This is a genomic window from Tistrella sp. (assembly GCF_002684955.1).
GTDB lineage: Bacteria > Pseudomonadota > Alphaproteobacteria > Tistrellales > Tistrellaceae > Tistrella > Tistrella mobilis.
The window spans coordinates 117,302-134,417 of sequence record NZ_NYWI01000020.1 but is presented as its reverse complement, the minus strand read 5'-3'; the positions used below and the strand labels follow the sequence as shown (position 1 = coordinate 134,417).

The 17,116-nt window shown below is 66.8% G+C and carries 14 protein-coding genes; 1 reads left to right on the top strand and 13 read right to left on the bottom strand.

Features of this window, described 5'->3' with window-relative positions:
- Positions 1–161 precede the first annotated feature (161 nt).
- The 12 genes from CMO28_RS05370 to CMO28_RS05315 form a co-directional block, all read right to left on the bottom strand.
- The gene (locus tag CMO28_RS05370) at positions 162–380 is read right to left on the bottom strand and encodes a hypothetical protein (protein WP_296710768.1); all 219 of its coding nucleotides are present in this window, start codon (positions 378–380) and stop codon (positions 162–164) included.
- Between the two features lie 36 nt (positions 381–416).
- Positions 417–1,379, bottom strand: a complete 963-nt coding sequence (locus tag CMO28_RS05365) for a hypothetical protein (protein ID WP_296710765.1) — start codon at positions 1,377–1,379, stop codon at positions 417–419.
- A 130-nt stretch (positions 1,380–1,509) separates the two neighbouring features.
- Complete coding sequence (locus CMO28_RS05360) at positions 1,510–2,499, bottom strand: ABC transporter ATP-binding protein (RefSeq protein ID WP_296710763.1); 990 nt, start codon at positions 2,497–2,499, stop codon at positions 1,510–1,512.
- Positions 2,496–3,506, bottom strand: coding sequence for an ABC transporter ATP-binding protein (locus tag CMO28_RS05355; RefSeq protein ID WP_296710762.1), 1,011 nt, complete (start codon positions 3,504–3,506; stop codon positions 2,496–2,498). The genes CMO28_RS05360 and CMO28_RS05355 overlap by 4 nt, the downstream gene beginning before the upstream one ends.
- Positions 3,506–4,420, bottom strand: coding sequence for an ABC transporter permease (locus tag CMO28_RS05350; protein ID WP_296710760.1), 915 nt, complete (start codon positions 4,418–4,420; stop codon positions 3,506–3,508). Before CMO28_RS05350 ends, CMO28_RS05355 begins: the two co-directional genes overlap by 1 nt.
- On the bottom strand, positions 4,417–5,436 hold the full coding sequence (locus tag CMO28_RS05345; protein ID WP_014748050.1) for an ABC transporter permease: 1,020 nt from the start codon (positions 5,434–5,436) through the stop codon (positions 4,417–4,419). Before CMO28_RS05345 ends, CMO28_RS05350 begins: the two co-directional genes overlap by 4 nt.
- A gap of 106 nt (positions 5,437–5,542) precedes the next feature.
- Positions 5,543–7,138, bottom strand: coding sequence for an ABC transporter substrate-binding protein (locus CMO28_RS05340; RefSeq protein WP_296710755.1), 1,596 nt, complete (start codon positions 7,136–7,138; stop codon positions 5,543–5,545).
- 121 nt (positions 7,139–7,259) lie between these two features.
- Positions 7,260–7,997, bottom strand: coding sequence for a sulfite exporter TauE/SafE family protein (locus CMO28_RS05335; protein WP_296710753.1), 738 nt, complete (start codon positions 7,995–7,997; stop codon positions 7,260–7,262).
- A gap of 11 nt (positions 7,998–8,008) precedes the next feature.
- Positions 8,009–9,496, bottom strand: coding sequence for an aldehyde dehydrogenase family protein (locus CMO28_RS05330; protein WP_296710750.1), 1,488 nt, complete (start codon positions 9,494–9,496; stop codon positions 8,009–8,011).
- Positions 9,497–9,536: 40 nt separating this feature from the next.
- A complete protein-coding gene (locus tag CMO28_RS05325; protein ID WP_296710748.1) occupies positions 9,537–10,451 on the bottom strand; it encodes a CobW family GTP-binding protein in 915 nt (304 codons plus the stop codon).
- Complete coding sequence (locus CMO28_RS05320; RefSeq protein ID WP_296710744.1) at positions 10,451–12,097, bottom strand: amidohydrolase; 1,647 nt, start codon at positions 12,095–12,097, stop codon at positions 10,451–10,453. Before CMO28_RS05320 ends, CMO28_RS05325 begins: the two co-directional genes overlap by 1 nt.
- Before the next feature lie 229 nt (positions 12,098–12,326).
- Positions 12,327–13,727: an amidase family protein gene (locus tag CMO28_RS05315; protein WP_296710741.1), complete on the bottom strand. Its 1,401-nt coding sequence runs from the start codon at positions 13,725–13,727 to the stop codon at positions 12,327–12,329.
- A 308-nt stretch (positions 13,728–14,035) separates the two neighbouring features.
- On the opposite strand from CMO28_RS05315, the gene CMO28_RS05310 reads away from it, so the two are divergent.
- A complete protein-coding gene (locus CMO28_RS05310; protein ID WP_296710739.1) occupies positions 14,036–15,529 on the top strand; it encodes a PLP-dependent aminotransferase family protein in 1,494 nt (497 codons plus the stop codon).
- 41 nt (positions 15,530–15,570) lie between these two features.
- Here CMO28_RS05310 and CMO28_RS05305 read toward each other — a convergent pair whose 3' ends face one another.
- Entirely contained in the window at positions 15,571–17,034 is a 1,464-nt protein-coding gene (locus CMO28_RS05305) for a PLP-dependent aminotransferase family protein (protein WP_296710737.1), read from the bottom strand.
- Positions 17,035–17,116 lie beyond the last annotated feature (82 nt).

Here is a 17,116-nt window from a genome sequence, read left to right as displayed (position 1 = left end):
CCGCCGGTCAGGCCCGGTGGCGTCGGAACGTGAGGTCGCTGCTGGCGTGAATTCGCCTATATGACATCATGGCGATGGCTGAAATTCAACCATTGGATAAAAGAAACGCCCGGCAGGCGACGGCCGGCCGGGCTGATGATCCGTCATGCGACGGCCGACGTTCAGCCGCGGGGCACGATGCCCTTGATGTAGAAATCGGCAAGGGCGCGGGCGTCTTCGGCGGCGAGTTCGACCATGTTTCGCAGCTCCGCCTCCGACGTGCCGTTGGAGGCTGCCACACGCAGGGCTGCATATTCCGCGCGACGATCATGCGAGATAACGCCCGGAACGCTGCCGGATGGCCTCTCGGGCGGGAAGCGCATATGGAGGGTGTCACTCATTGTCGATCTCTGGGGAAGAGGGCGCAGACGGGCGCCTCAATGCCTCTGATATTGGGTGAGGATGATCAGGCTGGCAAGGGCAAGAGCCGCGTGGCGCAGCACTTCCGTGTTGCCGTAGTTGAACCGGTCGACGACGTTGCTTGATGCTGTCAGAACGCCGATCGGGGCGTCGCTTGCCGCTGCCGGCCCGATCGGGAAAGAGGCAAATGCGCGATAGGTTGCGCCGTCATACTCGCGGGTACATGCGGGGGCGGTGGCAAGCAGGGCGGAGGCCTCCGGCCTGCTCGTATCACCGGTCACCTTCGAGCAGCGGTCGGCAAAGGCTTTGCCTACATGTCCCTGTCCAGGTGCCCAGGATCTGCCGAGTTTTCCGCCTGGGTGCTGGTCATGCTTGAAGCGCCAGACGTTTTGCAGCAGACCGCTGTCGGGATCATGAAGGTAGACGGCGAAGTCGAACAATTCGGTACTGGTCTCCATCCGGAACAGCGTCGCCCGTTGGGCAACAACAAATTTCATGGCCTCGTCTATGATTTCCTGGCGCGTCGGTGCTGGGTGTATCTGACAGCCATAGTGAAGGATCATGTTCATCCATAGCAGGTCGGCCTTGCTCTGGAAGGAAAGCAGTTCGAGGAAGGCGTTGGCATGACGAAGATCCGCATCTCTCTGACGGAGATCCTTATCTGCCCGCGCCATCTCCTCTGCATGAGCCAGCATCCGGCTGTCGGCGGCCTGCTTCAGATCGAGTGCGTCGAAATAGACCCGGCCTGTCCCTTGGGAGGCGGTATGGACGACGAAGCCGGCGACCAGGGCCGACATGACAGACAGGAGGACGGCGGTCGTCACTGCCGCTGCCGGCCAGTTGTCGGTGAAAGCGGTTATGAGCGCGATCAGGGTCGGAAAGACGATGACGAGGTGGAGTGTCATCGCTTGCCTGAGCCGATCATCGGCATGTGCCGCGCGGCGTGCCACTGCCGTGATCCGCTCGATATGCTGGTCCACATGTCCTCCCTGTGCTGGGGATGGCGGCGCGGCCGATCATGCGGGATCATACGGTCATCTTCGGCCGGAATCTATCCGGTATGTGTATTTATTCCGGGATGAAATTCTCCAATGGGGATCATGTCGGGTCTCACGCCGCCCTGAGTTCCGGGATCGGCGGTTCCAGTTCTCCGGCATAGTGGCAGGCGACCTGGTGGTCGTCGGGGAAGCGGCGCAGTGCCGGTTTTTCGGTGCGGCAGCGGTCGGTGGCGAAGGGGCAGCGGCCGGCGAAGCGGCAGCCCGGGGGCGGGTCGATCGGGCTCGGCGGTTCGCCGGTGATGGTGAAGCGGTCCGCAGGCGCCGTTCCGGCATGGCGTTCCGGCGACAGCGCCGAGGCCATCAGCGACCAGGTATAGGGGTGACGGGCACTGGCGAAGAGCCGGCCGGTCGGGGCCTGTTCGACGAATTCGCCCAGATACATCACCGCCACCCGGGTGCAGATGTGCTGTACCACCGCCAGATCGTGCGAGATGAAGACGTAGGTGAGGCCGCGATCGCGCTGCAGGCCCTTGAGCAGGTTCAGGATCTGGGCCTGGATGGCGACGTCCAGCGCCGAGACCGGCTCGTCGCAGACCACCAGTTTCGGGCTGGTGACCATGGCCCGCGCGATGCACAGCCGCTGGCGCTGGCCGCCCGAGAACTGGTGCGGGAACAGCCGGCGGGCATCGGGGTGCAGCCCCACCTGCCGGAACATGGCGTCGACCAGGGCGTCGCGGTCGGATTTCGCCCCGAGATTCATCAGGTCCAGCGGCTCGCGCACGGCGGCCCCGGCGCGCAGGCGCGGGTTCAGCGACGAGAACGGGTCCTGGAACACCATCTGGATCATCGGGCGGAGCCGGCGCAGCGCCTCGCCCGAGGCGGTGCCGAGATCATGGCCGTCGAGGCGGATATGCCCCTCGACCGGATCGACCAGACGCATCAGCGCCCGGGCGGTGGTGGACTTGCCCGAGCCGCTTTCGCCGACGATGCCGAAGCATTCACCCTCTGCGACCTGGAAGCTGACCCCGTCGACCGCATGCACGGTCTTGCCCGAGGGCAGGGGAAAATGGACCTTGAGGTCTTCGACCGAAAACAGGCTCATGGCCGCGCCTCCGCGGAATGGGGGGTGACGTGCCAGCAGAGTGCCGTATGGGCGGGGCCGGTCGGCACCAGCGGCGGCGCCTCGGCATGGCAGCGGGCATCGGCCAGGCCGCAGCGCGGGCCGAAACGGCAGGCCCGCGGGAAGCGGCCGAGCGGCGGCACCATGCCCGGGATCTCGCCCAGGCCGTGCGGATCGGGCTCAAGGGCGGCGGCGCCGAGCCGGAGCCGGGGCGTGCAGGACATGAGACCGCGGGTATAGGGATGCGAGGGGGCGCCCAGAATGGCATCGACCGGGCCGCGTTCGACGCATTTGCCGGCATAGAGCACGGCGACCTCGTCGGCCATGTCGGCGACCGCCCCCAGATCATGGGTGATCAGCAGGATGGCGGTGCCGGTGTCCATCTGGAGTTCGCGCAACAGCCTGAAGATCTGCGCCTGGACGGTGACGTCGAGGGCGGTGGTCGGCTCGTCGGCGATGATCACCCGCGGCCGGCAGGCCAGCGCGATGGCGATCATCACCCGCTGGCGCATGCCGCCCGACAGCTCGTGCGGATAGGCGTCGAGCCGCTGTTCGGGGCCGGGGATGTGGACCGCGCGCAGCATCTCCAGCGCGATCTCGCGCGCTTCCGCCCGGCTGCGGCCCTGGTGCAGTTCCACCACCTCGGCGATCTGCCGCCCCACGGTCATCACCGGGTTGAGCGAGGTCATCGGCTCCTGAAAGATCATCGAGATGGCGTTGCCGCGCAGCTGGCGCAGCCGCGGGGCGGCAAGGCGGGTCAGGTCTTCGCCGTCGAACAGGATTTCGCCGCCGGTGACGGCGAAGCGTTCAGGCAGCAGACCCATGGTGGCGAGTGCGGTCATCGACTTGCCGCAGCCGCTTTCACCCACCACGCCCAGCGTGCGCCCGGCATAAAGGTCGAGCGAGACCCCGTCGAGGACCGAGAGCGACCGGCCGCCGATGTCGACCTCGACCTTCAGATCGCGGATGGAGAGGATCGGATCGGCCATCACCGCTTCCTCAGCTTGGGGTTCAGCGCATCATTGATGCCGTCGCCGACCAGGCTGATCGCCAGGACGGTGATGAAGATCGCCACACCCGGCAGGGTTACGGTCCACCAGGCATCGAGCAGGTAGTTGCGGTTCTGGCCGATGATCAGCCCCCAGGACATGGTGTTGGGATCGCCGAGCCCCAGGAAGCTCAACCCCGCTTCGAACAGGATGGCGGTGCCGACGGCAAGGCCCGCCGCCACCACCAGCGGCGGCAGGGCGCCCGGCAGGATCACCCGGAAGATCAGATAGGCGTCGCGGGCGCCCGAGGTGCGGGCGGCGGCGACATAGTCGAGCTTGCGGATGCGCAGGAATTCCGCCCGGGCAAGGCGGGCCACCTGCGGCCAGGCGACCGCGCCGATCGCGACGGTGATGATCGGCAGCGAGGCGCCGAAGATGGTGACCAGCACCATGGCCAGCAGCAGCGGCGGCAGGATCTGGAAGAATTCCGTCACCTTCATCAGCGCCGCATCCATGACGCCGCCGAAATAGCCGGCGAGCGAGCCGATCAGAATGCCGATCCCCACCGAGATGGCGGCGGCGGTGCCGCCGACCGCAAGCGTCGCCCGGCCGCCGGCGATGATGCCGGCCAGGATGTCGCGGCCCAGATAATCGGTGCCGAAGGGCGCGTAGTCGCCAAGCGGCGGGGTGAAGGGCACGTCGACCATCGAATAGGGATCGACCGGGTAGACAACCGGCCCGAGGAAGGTCGCAAGCAGCACCAGGGCCAGCAGCAGAATGCCCAGAATGGCCGACTGGTTGCGGGCGAAGGCGCGGAAGAACTCGACGGCCGGATGCACCGGGCGCGGTGCGTCCAGGGCCGGGTCGGCGGCGGGCGCGGTGACGCCTGCGGCGGTGGCGGTCTGGTCGGTCATCGCGGGGCTCCGGTGGCTTTGGGCTTGCGCGCGGCAGCGGGCTTGCGGGTGCGGATGCGCGGATCGACGAGGCCATAGGCGATGTCGGTGAGGATGTTGGCCACCACCACCAGGATCGCCGAGAAGAACAGGATCCCGAGCAGGGTGGGGTAGTCGCGGCGCAGGATGCTTTCGAAGGCGAGCCGGCCGAGGCCCGGCCAGTTGAACACCGTCTCGACCAGCACGGCGCCGGCGAAAAGCTGGCCGAATTGCAGGCCGACCATGGTCACCACCGGGATCAGCGCATTGCGCAGCGCATGGCCATAGACCACGCGGCGCTCGCTCAACCCCTTGGCGCGCGCGGTGCGGATGTAATCGGCCCCCAGCACGTCGAGCATGGTGGCGCGCGACAGCCGGGAATAGATCGCGATGTAGATCGAGGCGAGCGTCACCGCCGGCAGCACCAGATGGTGGGCGACATCGGCTACGCTGCCGAGGAAGGTTTCGGCGCCGCGAACATCGGCCATGCCTGAGACCGGGAACAGCGGCAGGATCGACGAGAACAGGATGACCAGCATCAGCCCGGTCCAGAACACCGGCGCCGAATACCCGGCGAGAGAGACCAGCGTCACCAGATAGTTGAGCGGGCCGCGCGGCCGGCGGGCGGAGAAGATGCCGAGCAGCGTGCCGACCAGCACCGCGACCGCAAGCGCCGTCACCACCAGCAGGATGGTGGCCGGCAGGCGCTGGAGGATCAGCGACAGCACCGGCTCCTTGAAATAATAGGAGAAGCCGAAATCGCCGTGGAGGATCTTCCAGACATAGACCCCGAGCTGGACGTGCAGCGGCTGGTCGAGGCCGTATTCCGCCCGCATGCGGGCGATCAGCTCTTCCGAGGCGCCGCCCATCTCGCCGACGATGACCGAAACCGGATCACCCGGCGCCATCTGGATCAGCAGGAAGTTCAGCACCACCACCGCCAGCAGCAGGCCGAGGGTCGATGCCAGGCGGCTGAAAAGGGGAAGCAGGCGTTTCATGTCGTGCCCCGGCTCGTGGATCGGGTGGGACGGGCGGGCGCGGGGAAAGAACCGTCGGTGAGGCGCCCCCTGGAGGACGCATCACCGACGCGCACCGGCGAAGACGTTACTTCTTGTCCCAGTAGACCTCGTCCAAGGGCGAGGCGGCACCCCAGATGGTGAGCGGCGGGTTCTTCAGGTTGGATTTGTAGACCGTGTTGAACGGCGTGACGTTCAGGTACAGGATCGGCGCGTCGTCGACGACGATCTTCTGGAATTCGGCATAGAGCGCCGCGCGCTTCGCCGGATCCATCTCCTGGCCGGCCTGTTCCAGAATGCGGTCGACTTCCGGGTTGCTGTACTGCTGGGTGTTGGACCAGATCACACCCTTGCGGATGTTCGACGACAGATAGGTGCGGTTCACGCCGATGACCGGGTCGCCCCAGTTATAGACATTGTCTTCGGTGACGTCGAAGTCGTAGTTGGAGATGCGCTGCGCCCAGGTCGGGAAGTCGGGCGAATTGCGGACCTCGACCACGATGCCGACCTGGCGGAGCTGGGTGCGCAGATATTCGACGATGTTGCGCCCCTGATCGGTGAAGCCGGGGATGTAGTCGGCGGTCATCGTCAGGCGCACGCCATCGGCACCGGGCTTGAGCCCGGCCTTGTCGAGCAGCTCTTTCGCCTTGGCGAGGTCGAGGTCATAGTGCTCGACCTGATCGGTCGCGAGCGGCGAGGAGGGCACGATCGGCCCGTAGGCCCGCTGGGCGACGCCGCCGAGCAGGCGGTCCAGGATGAATTTCTTGTCGATCGCATAGCCGATCGCGCGGCGCACATCCGGGTTGTCGAAGGGCGGCTTCTTGGTGTTGAAGGCCAGCCAGTTGAGCGCGCCGAAGCCGTCGGAGCCCTTGTCCGAGACGGTCAGCCCCTCGGTCTTCTGCAGCATCTGGATGTCGCGGACGGCCGAGACATAGGGCACCAGATCGATGTCGCCGCGGCGCATCGACAGCACCATGCTGGTCGGATCGCCGATGATCTGGACGATCACCTCGTCCAGATAGGGGCGGCCCTTGATGAAGAAGTTGGGGTTCTTCTTCAGCTTATAGTATTCGCCCTGCTTGTATTCCTCGAAGACGAAGGGGCCCGAGCCGACCGGCTTCAGGTTGGCGGGGTTGGACTGGATGTCGCCCTCGCCATAGACGTGTTCGGGCAGGATCGGCATCAGCGCCGGCGACATCGCCAGCAGCAGCGCCGGATGCGGATGGGCGAGTTTGATGATCGCCGTCTGCGGGTCCGGCGTTTCGACGTCGGTGACCGGCGCCAGCATGGTGGTGAAGGGGTGGTTCTTCTTGATCGTCATGATCGAGAATTTCACGTCTTCCGACGTGATCGGCTGGCCGTCATGGAAGGTCGCCCCCTCCACCAGATGCAGCGTCACCGACAGGCCGTCGGCCGCCACCTCCCAGCTTTTCGCCAGATAGGGCTGCGGGTTCCAGTTGGCGTCATAGCGCAGCGGGCTGGCGAAGATCTGGGTCGAGGCAAGCGCCGTCGCCTGGCCGGACTGAATGGCGCCGTTGAAATGGCGTGGCACCTGGGTGGTGCCGACCACCAGCGTGCCGCCGTCTTCGGGCGCCGCCTGCGCCCCCGTTCCGCCGAGCGCCGTGGCCCCAAGGGCGAGTGCGACCGCGGCCGCGAGCGTGAACTGCTTCAGTCTGTTCAGCATGTGATGCCGTCCCCCGTTCTTGTCAGGTCGATCTGGCCGTTTCGGCCTCTCTGTCAGCTCTGGTCTTGTTTTTGGGTCGTCTGTCTCGTGGTCGTCTGGTGTGTGGTCGGGAGGGCCGCGGTCAGGGCAGACCGTTCAGCCCCCGCAAGGCGGAGATGCCGGCCGTGATCGCAAGCAGGCCGATCGCGGCGCGGCGGTAGTTGCCCTCGCTCAACCGGGCGAAGACCCGGCCGCCGGCCCAGGTGCCGACGATCAGCGCCGGCAGGGCGACCAGGGCCGCGATCACCTGGTCGCGATGCAACTGGCCGGCCAGGGCGAGGCCCGGCAGGGCCATGAGCGAGGTGAAGAAGAAGAAGACCATCAGCGAGGCGCGCACCCGTTTCGCCGGGGTGGCGGTGCCGAGGAAATAGGCGATGGCCGGCGGCCCCGGCATGGCGGCGAGTCCCGAGAACAGGCCGGCCACCAGGCCGGCGCCGACCGCGCTGCCGCGACCCGGGCGCAGCAGCCCCTGGGGGCGGCCGATCAGCACGGCCAGGCCGAGCATCACCACGCCGGCGATCACGATGCGCATCACATCCGGGCTCAACCGGTCGAGCAGCCAGATGCCGGGCATGGTGCCCAGAACCGCGCCCAGCGACAGGAAGGCGAGGGTGCGATGGTCGGTATCGGCCCTGAGCGCCACCACGTCGCGCAGGCCGACGAAGCTTTGCAGCAGCAGCGCCACCGCGACGGCCTGGGCGGGGGGAACGGCCAGACTCATCAGCGGCACGGCGGCCAGCGCGAAGCCGAAGCCGGTGATCCCGCGAAGGATGGCCGCCGCGAAGACGGCCGGAACGACGATAAGAAGGGTGCCCGACATCCGGCTCCGGCTCAGTCGAAATTGATGACGATGGTCTTCTTGCGGGTGAAGTGCTCCAGCATCGCTTCCAGCGAGGCTTCCTTGCCGAGCCCCGAGCGGCCGAAACCACCATAGGAGACATTGGGCTGGATGGTCAGGTTCTGGTTCACCTGCACATAGCCGGCATCGATGCGCTGCGTGGCATCGAGCGCGGTGGAGAGAGAGGCGGTCCAGACCGTGGCCGCAAGCCCGTAATGGGTGGCGTTGGCGCGGGCGATCACCGCGTCGTAATCCGTCCAGGGCTGGATGACCGCCACGGGGCCGAAGATCTCTTCCTGCACGCAGGGGTGATCATCGGCGATGTCGGTGAGCAGGGTGGGCTGCATGAACAGCGCAGGATCGAGGGCGGGATCTTCCGGCAGGCGGCCGCAGCGGGTGATGCGGGCGCCGTCGGCCTCGGCCAGATCCAGATAGCGGCGGATGGTCGCCATCTGCTTCGCCGAAATGATCGTGCCGACATCGGTCGCCTCGTCGAGCGGATCGCCGATGACCAGCTGGTCGAGCCGGGCGGTGAGCGCCGCCAGGAAGGCGTCGTAGAGGTCCTGATGGACATAGATCCGGCTGGAGGCGGTGCAGCTCTGGCCCTGGCGGGTGAAGCGCATGCCCGAAACCGCGCCCTCGACCGCCTTGGCCAGATCGGCATCGGCGCAGACGATCATCGGGCTCTTGCCGCCCAGCTCCAGGCTGACCGGCACGATCCGCTGGGCGCCGGCCTCGTAGACCGTCTGGCCGACCGCTTCCGATCCGGTGAAGGTGATCTTGGCGACATCGGGGTGGCTCGTGAGGGCGGCACCGCAGAGGGCGCCGGTTCCCGAGACGACATTGATCACGCCGGCCGGCAGATGGCGGGCCAGGATGGCGGCGGCGGCGAAGGTGGCATAGGGCGCCTCTTCCGAGGCCTTGACCACCACCGTATTGCCGGCGACCAGCGCGGGCGCGATCTTCAGCATCATCAGCACCAGCGGCACGTTCCAGGGCAGGATCGCGGCGACGACGCCCAGCGGCTCGCGGGTGGTCATGGTCAGCATGCGCGGGTTGAAGGGGATGGTCTCCCCCTTCAGTTCCGATCCGAGCCCGCCATAGAATTCCAGGATGTCGGCGGCGGTGCGCAGCTCGCCGCGGCATTCGGTGCGGATCGCCTTGCCGGTTTCCAGCGCCAGCACCCGGGCCAGATCCTCCAGCTCGTCGAGGATGGCACGGCCGGCGGCGGCGACCCGGCGGCCGCGATCCCGTGCCGGCATCGCCGCCCAGCCGGGCCAGGCCGCCCGGGCCGCCGCGACGGCGGCATCCACTTCGGCCGGGCCCGATGCGGCGGTGACGCCGATGTCTGCGCCGGTGGCAGGTGCGATCACCGGCAGGGTCGCCGCGGCGGCAAGGCGTTCGCCGCCGATCAGGTTCAGGCCCTGCCAGGCGGCGATGATGGCGTCGGCGGCCAGGGCTGTGGGCGTCTGCACGGTCATGATGCGGGCTCCGGGGGGAGGGGAATGAAAGAGGCTGACATCACCCGGCATCCCCGCGCAGCAGGGCGGCGAGATCGAGGCCGGGGGTGCTGGCGATGGCCATCAGCCGGCTGGCGGGGGGCTGGTCCGCCGCCTCGGGTCCGAATTCCCACTGCCCCTGCACCCATTGCAGCAGCTGGGGGTGGGCGGCATCGGTGAACTGCACCCAGCCCTTCAGGCGCAGCAGGCTGCGCGGCAGGCGGCCGAGCGCTCGGTTCAGGCCCGCACGGTCGAAGGGCTGCGGATCGGTCAGAGTCAATGGATGGAAGATGCGATCGTGGCCGGCGTGGTGCTGGCCATGCGGGGCGGCCGCGAAGATGGTGACCTCGTCGCGCACCAGCAGCGCGGCCGGGATTTCGGCCCGCACGGTTTCGATCACCGGCCGGCCGGGGGCCAGGCGGCGCAGCGCCGCCCGCGCGGCATCGCGCGCCTGCGGGCCGGCCATGTCGACGCGGTTGAGCAGGATCAGATCGGCGCCGTCGAACTGGCGGGCGACGGTGTCGCCGACCAGCGGATCTTCCAGCTGGTCTGGCAGGTTGGCGGCATCGGCGAGCGTCACGACCAGATCCAGATGCAGGGCCGGGTCGAGCAGGGCGTATTCGGCCACCCGCCGCGGCTCTCCCACACCGCTGGTCTCGATCAGGATGCGGTCGGGAGCAGCGGCCACGGCGCGCGCGATGGCGGTGGCGAGCCCGTCGGCCATGGAGCAGCAGATGCAGCCATTGGCGAGTTCGAAGGTGAGGCCGTCGCCCGACGTCAGGATGGCCGCATCGACGTTGATCTCGCCGAAATCATTGACCAGCACCGCGGTGCGGGTCGGGCTTTCGGCCAGCAGCCGGTTCATCAGCGTGGTCTTGCCGGTGCCGAGAAAGCCGCCGATCACCGAGACCGGTATGGTCGCGGGCGGGGGCGACATCACGCGGCCCCGATCGCGCTCTGGTGCGGCGTGCCGCCCAGGATGGTGCCCCAGATCCGGACATCCTTCAGCGCCTGGGGCGCGATCCCGGTGGGATCGTCCTCCAGCACCGCGAAATCGGCATATTTCCCGACCTCGATCGAGCCGACGACATGGTCGAGACGCAGCTGCCAGGCGGCGCCCAGCGTGATGGCGTGGAGCGCGTCGGCGACGCTGATCTTCTCTTCCGGGCCAAGCTCGCGGCCGGTGGCCGTCTGCCGGTTGACCGCACACCAGGCGGTGAAGAGGGGGGCGAGCGGGGTGATCGGCGCGTCGGAATGCATGGCGAAGCGCACCCCTTCGGCCATGGCCGTGCCGCAGGCATCCATGCGCCGGGCGCGATCGGGGCCCATGGTCAGGGCGGCGTGCTGATCGCCCCAGTAATAGATGTGGTTGGCGAACAGATTGGCGGCGATGCCGAGCGCCGCCATGCGCCGGAACTGCGCGGCATCGGCCATCTGGCAGTGCTGAAGCACATGGCGATGATCGGGGAAGGGGGCCTCCGCCAGGGCTTCGGCCAGGCAGTCGATGGCGAATTCCGAGGCCTGGTCGCCATTGACATGAATGTGCATCTGGATGCCGGCGGCGTTATAGGCCTTCATCTGCGCCTTCAGCACGGCCGGCGGCTGGTTCCAGATGCCGTTGGGGGCGCCGTTGTGATAGCCGGGCCATTTCAGCCGGGCGGTGAAGCCCTGGATCGAGCCGTCGGTCATCACCTTGACGAGGCCCGGGTGGAATTTGTCGTTGGCACGCTCTTTCAGAACCGCCATGCGGGCGATGCCGGCCTCGGGCGCCCAGGCGGCGGCGGCCATGGCCGGGGCGATGCGCACCGGGAAATCCTCGGCCGTGGTGGCGGCGACATAGGCATCGAGTGCGGCATCGTCGAGCGGCGCATAAAGATCGGTGCAGGTGGTGACGCCGGCATTGGTGGCCGAGCGGCCGAAACGGCGGAGCGAGGCGATGCTGGTCTCGGTGAGGGCGAATTTCGCCCCCACGGCCTGGCGGGCGTATTGCATCGCCGCCATTTCCTGCAACTCGCCGGTGACGTCGCCCTGGCCGTCGCGCAGGATGCCCTCGACGCCGGTCACCTGGAAGAGGCCGCCTTTGTCCAGCACCACGGTGTTGACGTTCATGATGTGGAAGCTGGCATGCATGACCAGCACCGGCCGGGTGGTCGACACCCGGTCCAGATCATGGCGGGTCATCCGCGCGCCGCCGTAATAGATCGGATCGAAGCCCCAGGCGAGCAGCGGCTGATCGGGATCGGTGAGGGCTGCTTCCGCCCGCTGCAGGCGCTGGACCGCGTCTTCGATGGATCTGATCCCGCCTTCCAGGCTGCCTTCGGGGGAATGGCGCGGGAAGAAGCCGAGGAAGGTATCGGCCCAGACGGCGCCTTCCATCGCATGGCAATGCGCCTCGATCAGGCCGGGCATCAGCACCTTGTCGGCAAAGCGATCATCGATCGGGGCCCCCCAGCCGGCTGCATCTTCGGCATCCCCGACCGCCAGGATCCGCCCCTCGCGCAGCGCCACATGGGTGGCGACGGGGCGGTTGCGCGCCATGGTCAGGATTTTCCGGGCGCGGAAGACCTTGATCGGTTCGGACATCGGGTTCCCTCATCAGCAGCGGTCTTCACGACGCTATGAGGGTGGGCCAACGGGGGACAGGGCCAGGGGGGGGAGGTTGGGATGGGCCAGGATCGTCCGGCCGGTATGTCCTGGCCCGGGCGTCGAAGGATGCCGGCCAGCCCCTGGTACAGGTGGCATGGCCACACCGGCGCCTGCCGGGGCCGGTGTGGCTGCTGCCGTCAGACCGGCGTTTCAGGCGACGGATCCGTCAACGCGGATCAACCGGAACCGCAGGGCCGCCCCGCGCGGCGATGTCGGCTCCGGCATCCAGAAGCAGATCCTCGCGGAAGCGGGCGGCGATGAGCTGGACGCCCACCGGCGACCGGCCTTTCATGCCGGTTGCCACCGAAAGGCCCGGCAGGGCCAGGAAGGGAATGCCGAGCTGGGGAAGCTGGGCATCCCAGACGCGAAGATAGGCCTCTGCGTCCTTCAGGTCTTCATTGAAGGGGAAGGGCAATTCGGCCGAATTCGGCATCAGCAGGATCGGATAATCCTGGAAGAACATCTGCCATTTGCGCGCAAGCGTGGCGCGGGTCTTCAGCAGGCCGTGAAGTTCGGGCAAGCCTATGGAGCGGGCCAGTTTCTCCTGACCGCGCAGCATGGCGATCACGCCCGGATCGCCATCGGCCTCGGCCGCGGCGAGGGTGCCGTCGAAATCCTCGGAGAGCCAGAGTTTGACCTGGGCCTCGCCGGCCTCTTTCAGGGGCGGGATGGTGTCGATCTCGTCGACCTGCCAGCCTGCGTCGCGCAGCCGTTCCGCCGCGTCAAGCAGGGCTTCGACGATGGCATCCTGCGTATCCAGCCCGTCCGGTCGCAGCGACAGAGCCACCCGGCGGGGGACATCCGGCCCTTTCAGCGGGACCGGCGCATACCAGGGGTCGCGCGGGTCTGGCTGCGCCATCGCCTCGAAAGCCAGGCGCAGGTCGTCGATGGTGCGCGCCAGCGGGCCGGACACCGACATGAGCTGGCCCGAAATCCCGCGTTCGGGAAGGCTGGGATTATAGTTCGGCACCCTGCCCAGCGTCGGCCGCAGCCCATGCACCCCGCAGGCATAGGCCGGGTAGCGCACCGATCCGCCGATATCCGTCCCATGTGCGATGGCGCCGATGCCACTCGCCACGGCCGATGCCGCTCCGCCGGAGGAACCGCCGGGGGTGATGCCCTTGTCGAACGGGTTGTAATTGTCGGGATAAAGCCGGGAGGTGGTGAACCATCGGACCCCGAAGGAGGGCATGTTCGAGCGTCCGATCGACACCGCGCCGGCGCATTCGAGATTGTCGACAACCGGGCCGTTTTCGGCCGCGATGTTGTTTTTGTAGGCGACCACGCCAAAGGTCGTGGCAAAGCCGGCCTCGTCATTGGTGACTTTGATCGTCACCGGCACGCCTGCCAGCGGTCCGGGATCGCGGCCCTCCAGGATCATGGCGTCGACCTCGGCGGCGCGTGCCAGCGATCGCTCGGGGTTGTAGTCGACGATGGCATTGATCAGCGGGTTGACCGCTTCCAGCCGCTGAAGTGCCGATTGCGTCGCCTCGACCGCCGTGAACGTCCCGGCGCGGACGCCTGCGGCGATGTCGACCGCGGAAAGTTTCCAGATGTCCGACGTCATGCTTCCTGTTCCTCTGTTATTCAAGGTTTCTTGGTTTCAACGAAGCGAAGCGGGTGCATCCAGGCCATCGTCGGAGACCGTGAAGCCGGGCCCCGGACGTTTGCAGAATGCGTCACATGAATCGCTACTGGAGCAGGAAACGCTTGCATAGGTGCAGATGGCATCTATCCATGGCTACAGTCCGCCCGATCGGTGCCGTCTGCGGCCCGTTGCCCCGGGCCAAAACACTGGTGATCCCCGCAGGGCGACGTTAAATTCAGCCCATCTTTCCGGCCGCTCCCCTGCAGGCAGAGCTGCGGAAGTCTGGGATGAGCCAAATGATCGAAAACTTCATCCGGCTCGACCGTCATTCGGCGGAGAGTCTGCAGATGCAGATTCGCCGCCAGATCGCCATCGCCGTGGTTTCCGGCCGATTTCCGCCGAATTATGCACTGCCGTCGGTCAGAGGGTTCGCGCAGCGGCTCAATGTGAGCAACAACACGGTCTCTCTGGCCTATGATGCGCTGCGGCAGGATGGGTTCATCGCCAGCAAGAACCGGTCCGGCTATTACATTTCACCGGATGCCCACGCGATCCGCGACGCCGCGGTTATGCGGGACGCCGCCCGCGAAGATGCCGATCGCTTTGATTTCAAGGCGCATTTTCGCGGCGCGACCTATGACCAGCCGCGCACGACCAAGCCGCATGATGCGCTTGTCCGTTTCCGTTTTCCTTTCATTTGCGGACATGTGGATCCGAACATATTCCCCGTCGGTGCCTGGCGGGAATGTGTGCGCGATTCGGTGAACTCCCTCCAGATCCGCAACTGGGCGATGGATTTTTCCACCGTGGACGACCCGCTTCTGGTTCAGCAGCTGATCTTGCGGGTTCTTCAGCCGCGCGGGATCTATGCCAATCCGGACGAGGTTCTGATCACCGTGGGCGGCCAGAACGCGCTTTACATCGCCCTGAAGCTTTTGCTGAGCAGACGCGGCGTTCTGGGGGTGGAAAACCCCGGTTATCCCGAGGCCGCGAATATTGCCCGGATGGACGGGCATCGGGTACGCCACCTTCCCATGGATGAAGAGGGCCTGATACTTTCGCCCGAAGCATTGGAGTGTGGCTGTCTTTACGTGACGACCACCCATCAGCATCCGACGACGATCACCATGTCGGAACCGCGCCGCCATGCGTTTCTGGAAAAAACACGCGAGAAGGGCATCTTCATCATTGAAGATGATTATGAGGCAGAGACGACCTTCGACGAGAAAGCCGTGCCGGCGCTGAAGGCGCTCGACCGCTATGGCAACGTCATCTATGTCGGCAGTCTGACAAAGTCTTTGATGCCGGGCCTGCGGATCGGGTTCCTGGTCGCCGACCGCGATTTCGTGACCGAGGCGCGCTCTTTCCGTCACCATATTCTGCGGCATCCGCCGATCAACAACCAGAATTCCGTGGGGCTTTTTCTGGAGCGCGGGCATTTCGACAGGTTCATCGCACGGCTGCGACAGGAATACATTGCCCGGTCGGAGGTTATGCGCAAGGCGCTGCACACCTATCTGCCGGAACTGGACGATCGCGTGCGCTTTGGCGGGAGCAGTTGCTCTCTCAGTTTTGCCGACATGCTGGACACGCTGGCCTTGCAGGAAGCGGCGGCGCGTCGATCCGTGTATTTTGAAGAATTGAGCAAGAATTTTGAAAACCCCGAAGACGGTCGCTCGTGGATGCGCATCGGGTATTCCTGCATCGACAAGGCGCTGATCCCTGAAGGCATCCAACGCCTGTCGGAAGCGGTTGCCGAACTGCGCGGCCTGCAAAGGTGATCTGAGGCCTTTTGCCGGTCGCGGGCACCCGTCGCATCACGTCAGGTCATGTGCCCGCCCTCCCGCGCCGCCCGCCCCAGCCTTTCCAGCCCCGGATCGATGCGGCGTTCCGAGATGTAGGAGATGCCGAGGCGGATGAAGCGGCCGGCCTGGGCTTCGGGCATGAAGGGGTCGCCGGATTCGATCAGCACGCCGAGGCCGGCGGCGCGCTCGGCGAGGGCGCGGCCGTCGATTTCGGGCGGGCATTCGAGCCAGAGGCAGGAGCCGCCGGTGGCGGGGGATCGGCGGAAGCCGGGGAGGTGTCGGTCGCAGCCGTCGGCCATCCGGCGCCAGCGGAGTTCATGGGCGGTGCGCAGCGAGCGGAGCAGGGCGGTGTAATGGCCCTCTGCCAGGAAGATGCCGGCGGTGCGCTGGTTGTTGAGCGGCGTGGAGCGGTGCATCAGCCGGCGCAGCCACAGCGCCTCGCGGATCAGGGCGGCATCGGCGACCATGAAGCCGATCCGCACCCCCGGCGCCAGCACCTTGGACATGGTGCCCAGATAGACCACCCGGCCGTCGGTGTCGCGGGATTTGAGCGTGCCCGCCTCTCCCGATCCTGAGAGTTCGCCTTCGAAATCATCCTCGATCAGGATCGTGCCATGGGCGCGGGCGGTGGCGTAGACCCGGTCGCGGCGGCGCTCGCTCATCGAAACCATGGTCGGGCATTGATGGGCGGGGGTGAGAACGGCGAGGTCGAGCGGGCCGGCGCCTGAGAGATCGGCGCCTTCGGCATCGACCGGCAGGTCGACGATCTCGGCCTGTTCGGCCGCGAAGATGTTGCGGCCGTCGGGATAGCCCGGCACCTCTATGCCCACCCGGGTGCCATGGCGGGCCAGCAGGCGGGCGAGCAGATAGATGCCCTGCTGGGTGCCCAGCGTCACCAGGATCTGGTCTTCGCGCACGAAGATGCCGCGCTGGGGCAGGATCTGGGTGCGGATCTGCTCGATCAGCAGCGGGTCGTCTTCGACCGCGCGATCGGCGGTCCACCAGTCGATGGCGGCCCGGCCCAGCGCATCGCGGGAACAGGTGCGCCAGGTGTTGATCGGGAAGAGGTTGGGATCGACCTGACCGTAGATGAAGGGATAGTCGAAATCCTGCCAGTTCGACGGTTTGACGATGTGGCGGAGCGTCGACGGGGCCTGTTTCAGCCGGCCCTGCCAGTTGATCGCCCCGCCGCGCAGCGGCGCCTGCGCCTCTTTCCGGATCTGGCCGGCATCCGCCGGCAGGCCGCGGCCGACGAAATAGCCCTGGCGGGGCAGGGCATCGAGATAGCCGCGGGCGACCAGTTCCTCGTAGACGGCGGTGACCGTGTTGCGGGCGATGCCGAGCTGTTCGGCCAGCCGGCGCGAGGGCAGCAGCTTCTGCCCCGGGGTCATCTGCCCGGCGTGAATGGCCGCGATGATCGAGCGGCGCAACTGCGACTGGATCGATTCGTCGCTCTGCCGTTCGAGGACGGATATCGACATGCGGGGGCCTTCCTGGGAGGTCGTACCCGGCCAGTATTGCACGAAAGCCGGGCAGGAAAGCCAGCAGTCCGGACACCGCGCC

Bases quoted from the DNA above. Each gene is read 5' to 3' on its own strand.
- CMO28_RS05370 (WP_296710768.1), bottom strand. From the start codon at position 380: ATGAGTGACACCCTCCATATGCGCTTCCCGCCCGAGAGGCCATCCGGC.
- CMO28_RS05360 (WP_296710763.1), bottom strand. From the start codon at position 2,499: ATGAGCCTGTTTTCGGTCGAAGACCTCAAGGTCCATTTTCCCCTGCCC.
- CMO28_RS05355 (WP_296710762.1), bottom strand. From the start codon at position 3,506: ATGGCCGATCCGATCCTCTCCATCCGCGATCTGAAGGTCGAGGTCGAC.
- CMO28_RS05350 (WP_296710760.1), bottom strand. From the start codon at position 4,420: ATGACCGACCAGACCGCCACCGCCGCAGGCGTCACCGCGCCCGCCGCC.
- CMO28_RS05345 (WP_014748050.1), bottom strand. From the start codon at position 5,436: ATGAAACGCCTGCTTCCCCTTTTCAGCCGCCTGGCATCGACCCTCGGC.
- CMO28_RS05340 (WP_296710755.1), bottom strand. From the start codon at position 7,138: ATGCTGAACAGACTGAAGCAGTTCACGCTCGCGGCCGCGGTCGCACTC.
- CMO28_RS05335 (WP_296710753.1), bottom strand. From the start codon at position 7,997: ATGTCGGGCACCCTTCTTATCGTCGTTCCGGCCGTCTTCGCGGCGGCC.
- CMO28_RS05330 (WP_296710750.1), bottom strand. From the start codon at position 9,496: ATGACCGTGCAGACGCCCACAGCCCTGGCCGCCGACGCCATCATCGCC.
- CMO28_RS05325 (WP_296710748.1), bottom strand. From the start codon at position 10,451: ATGTCGCCCCCGCCCGCGACCATACCGGTCTCGGTGATCGGCGGCTTT.
- CMO28_RS05320 (WP_296710744.1), bottom strand. From the start codon at position 12,097: ATGTCCGAACCGATCAAGGTCTTCCGCGCCCGGAAAATCCTGACCATG.
- CMO28_RS05315 (WP_296710741.1), bottom strand. From the start codon at position 13,727: ATGACGTCGGACATCTGGAAACTTTCCGCGGTCGACATCGCCGCAGGC.
- CMO28_RS05310 (WP_296710739.1), top strand. From the start codon at position 14,036: ATGAGCCAAATGATCGAAAACTTCATCCGGCTCGACCGTCATTCGGCG.
- CMO28_RS05305 (WP_296710737.1), bottom strand. From the start codon at position 17,034: ATGTCGATATCCGTCCTCGAACGGCAGAGCGACGAATCGATCCAGTCG.